The organism is Dolichospermum sp. LEGE 00240 (assembly GCF_015207875.1).
Classification (GTDB): Bacteria; Cyanobacteriota; Cyanobacteriia; order Cyanobacteriales; family Nostocaceae; genus Dolichospermum; species Dolichospermum gracile.
This window is the reverse complement of record NZ_JADEVZ010000151.1, coordinates 1-2,960: the sequence shown is the minus strand read 5'-3', so window position 1 is coordinate 2,960 and position 2,960 is coordinate 1. Positions and strand designations below refer to the sequence as shown.

Annotated in this window: 6 protein-coding genes and 2 pseudogenes; 5 read left to right on the top strand and 3 right to left on the bottom strand. The window is 34.4% G+C overall.

What is annotated here, in order from left to right; translation table 11 throughout:
• The 5 genes and pseudogenes from IQ226_RS24640 to IQ226_RS24620 form a co-directional block, all read left to right on the top strand.
• Positions 1–93, top strand: a pseudogene (locus tag IQ226_RS24640) (IS5/IS1182 family transposase); the annotation flags it as partial.
• Between the two features lie 98 nt (positions 94–191).
• Positions 192–371: pseudogene (gene eno / locus IQ226_RS24635) on the top strand (phosphopyruvate hydratase); the annotation flags it as partial.
• Between the two features lie 33 nt (positions 372–404).
• The gene (locus IQ226_RS24630; protein ID WP_027400758.1) at positions 405–824 is read left to right on the top strand and encodes an element excision factor XisH family protein; all 420 of its coding nucleotides are present in this window, start codon (positions 405–407) and stop codon (positions 822–824) included.
• Positions 812–1,147 (top strand): XisI protein, encoded by a 336-nt coding sequence (locus IQ226_RS24625; protein WP_039201781.1) that lies wholly within the window; start codon positions 812–814, stop codon positions 1,145–1,147. Before IQ226_RS24630 ends, IQ226_RS24625 begins: the two co-directional genes overlap by 13 nt.
• 181 nt (positions 1,148–1,328) lie before the next feature.
• Positions 1,329–1,745, top strand: a complete 417-nt coding sequence (locus IQ226_RS24620; RefSeq protein WP_193899749.1) for a hypothetical protein — start codon at positions 1,329–1,331, stop codon at positions 1,743–1,745.
• A gap of 112 nt (positions 1,746–1,857) precedes the next feature.
• On the opposite strand, the gene IQ226_RS24615 is transcribed toward IQ226_RS24620, so the two are convergent.
• The 3 genes from IQ226_RS24615 to IQ226_RS24605 all read right to left on the bottom strand — a co-directional run.
• A complete protein-coding gene (locus IQ226_RS24615) occupies positions 1,858–2,193 on the bottom strand; it encodes a DUF5615 family PIN-like protein (protein WP_193899746.1) in 336 nt (111 codons plus the stop codon).
• Positions 2,186–2,497 carry a DUF433 domain-containing protein gene (locus tag IQ226_RS24610; protein WP_027400760.1) on the bottom strand — a complete coding sequence of 104 codons (312 nt, stop codon included), beginning with the start codon at positions 2,495–2,497 and terminating at the stop codon, positions 2,186–2,188. Before IQ226_RS24610 ends, IQ226_RS24615 begins: the two co-directional genes overlap by 8 nt.
• A gap of 352 nt (positions 2,498–2,849) precedes the next feature.
• A partial coding sequence (locus tag IQ226_RS24605) for a transposase (protein WP_143336292.1) occupies positions 2,850–2,960 on the bottom strand: 111 nt, incomplete at its 5' end.

Sequence of the window (2,960 nt, the reverse complement as noted above, 5' to 3'; positions counted from 1 at the left end):
CGATTAGTCAGAGACTACGAGTTACTACCTGAAACATCAGAGACTTTTATCTATCTAGCTATGATCCGTATCATGATCAGGCGATTGGCATAAATTTTGACTCCTCAAAACTTTTCAAACATCCTCTCAGAAACCAAACTCGGAAATCTTCTTTAATGTCAGCCGATTTCCCCCCAGAAACACATAAACTTGTGATCAACGGTGGGGCGCACGCATCCAATAACGTTGATTTTCAAGAGTTTATGATTGTCCCTATCGGTGCGCCTTCTTTCAAAGAAGCTTTGCGTTGGGGTGCGGAAGTATTTGCGACTCTCAGCAAAGTGTTAGATGATAAAGGTTTGCTGACAGGTGTGGGTGATGAAAGTGGTTTTTGTTAAGCTAAAGTTAATATTCTTGATTTAGTAATGCCACAGTACGATTTATATCACAATCAAGTTAAAAATGCTCTAACCAAAGATGGATGGGTAATTACCGATGACCCCTTTATACTAGAATACAAAGGCTTGCGTTTATATGCTGATTTAGGAGCAGAAAAATTATTTGCTGCCCAGAAGATGCAGCAAAAGATTGTAATTGAAATAAAAGTTTTTAATAGCCCTTCTTTAATTACAGAATTAGAAAAAACATTAGGACAATATAATATTTATGTTAGTTTAATTAAAAGAATCAATCCAGAACGTAAATTATATTTAGCGATTCCTGAAGCTGCTTATCAAGACTTTTTTCTTAAACCAGCTATTCAAGATATTTTAAGTGATCAACAGCAGATTAATTACATTATTTTCGATCCAATTCAGGAGGTAATTGTACAATGGATAAGTTAGAAAAATACAGAAGAATTATAATTAGTATTGTTGGAAATCACGCTAAGTATAAACCTAGTCATGGAAAAATTGAGGCTTTATGTATTTGTGATCAAGAATCTGATAATTATTTGTTAATGGATACCGGTTGGGATAGAACAGGTAGAGTTCATGCAGTGGTGTTTCATTTGCGAATTATTGATGGGAAAATCTGCATTGAATGGGATGGTACGGAAAGGGGTATAACTGGGGAATTATTGGAATTAGGAGTAGGAAAGGATGATATTATTTTAGGGTTTATTCGTCCTGAATATCGGCAGTTTACAGATTTTTCTTTGGCTTAATTTTGGATTTTCGCTTTTTCTACTTTCTCAACTTGCTTGGGTGCTTCCATTTCGTTGAATAGTCGGATAGCTTCATTAAAGTTGGTGTTGCTGTTTTCGGTTTCACCCATTTTTTGATATTCTCATTCAAATTAACCACATTGTAAAGGATAAACCTGATTTTGAAATTGGAAGTATGGTTATGCTGCGTGTTGATGAAGAATGGCGTTTTCAACAAATGTCTTTACATTCCGCAGGTCATATATTAGCTGCTTTAGTGGAAAAAATTGAACCCAACCTAAAAGCAGTCCAAGGACATCACTTTCCTGGAGAAGCTAAAGTCACATTTATAGGTAGTCCAATTGATGAAAATAAGTTAAAGCTAATGCTAGAGGAAAAACTTGATGAAGTAATTAGAAATAGTATGCCACTGAAAATAGTTCATGAAGCAGGAGTCCGTAAATTGGATGTTGGTGGTTTAGCAAAAGAAGCTTGTGGAGGAACACATTTGACTAATGCTAATCAAATTAGTTCCATTAAAATCCGAAATATTAAGAGTAAAAAACAAAAAACCCAAATTGGGTATGAAATAGTCACCACTCTAAATCAAAAGGGCTAAAAGATTAAGATTCTCTTCAGTAACGGTTAGCTCAATATTGAATATTGCCATATAGCGATCGCCCTCTAGCCTCTAGCCACATTGACTTCATAAGTGCGATCGCTTTCTTCATTCATAAATATTCAATTCTCCCAAACATCTCTTCAGGTGATAGCAACTCCCAAATTAATACTAAACCCTGAATAATCTGTCCAATAGATTTTATTTGCTGAGGACAATAAACAATTCCCAAGTGATTTGTATTGACTTGATGTAATCTCAAAAAATCCGTATCCTGAGTAAATATAACTCTTCCTTGAGATACCGAAAATTCTAATTGCAACTCATCAGATACCGCAATAAGTCCTTGTTTTGGAGTTGTCGTTACATCAATTCCTCTTTTACGAAGTCCACCAGCGATCGCATTACTGACATTTTCATCTAAATGAAATTTAATTTCTCTAACCATGACCTTTTTGAAGTTTTTGCTGTACTAAAGAAGGCGTTTGAGATTTCATCTCTTTAGCAAATATTTCATCTTCTTCTATATCTTTTCTAATTTCTTCTAGATGATCATAATAATAAGCCAATGCTGCATGAACCTCCGCTAAAGTAATACTGGGATAATGATAGACCATTTCATCTGGTGACATTCCCATGCGTTCATACCAAATAACGATATTTTGCACTTTAATTCGATGTCCAGCAATGCGAGGTTTACCACCGCATATCCCTGGTGTAATTTCAATATGATTAGTAATTACTGCTGTCATTTAATTTCTTTCCTTCTCTTTCCAAGAATGTATAAATTTGCAGGGTAACTTAAATCATTATACACTTTTTTATCTTACTCATAAATTCTACTGCGATGAGTAAATTGTAACACAAGCAGATTTAGAAATATATGTCTGATATGGCTACACTATCAGACAAAATAAATTATCAATAAATAATCCTGTACATCCTTTAATCCTATAAATCCTGATTCTGACAAATTCCATGTTTTCTTTCATACTCAGGGAACATTACCGCCCCTCATTACTGGAAATATTCTTTAATCTCAGCCGATTTTCCCCCAGAAACACATAAACTAGCGATTGGGTTATTAGGGCTCTTGCGTCCCTTTTATGGAGAATTAATACTAAAGTGCCAGTTTAATAAACTACGTAATCTAAAATTACTAAAGTTGCGAAATCCATATCCAAGTCTTTTGATTAATTTGAGTTTATTATTAAT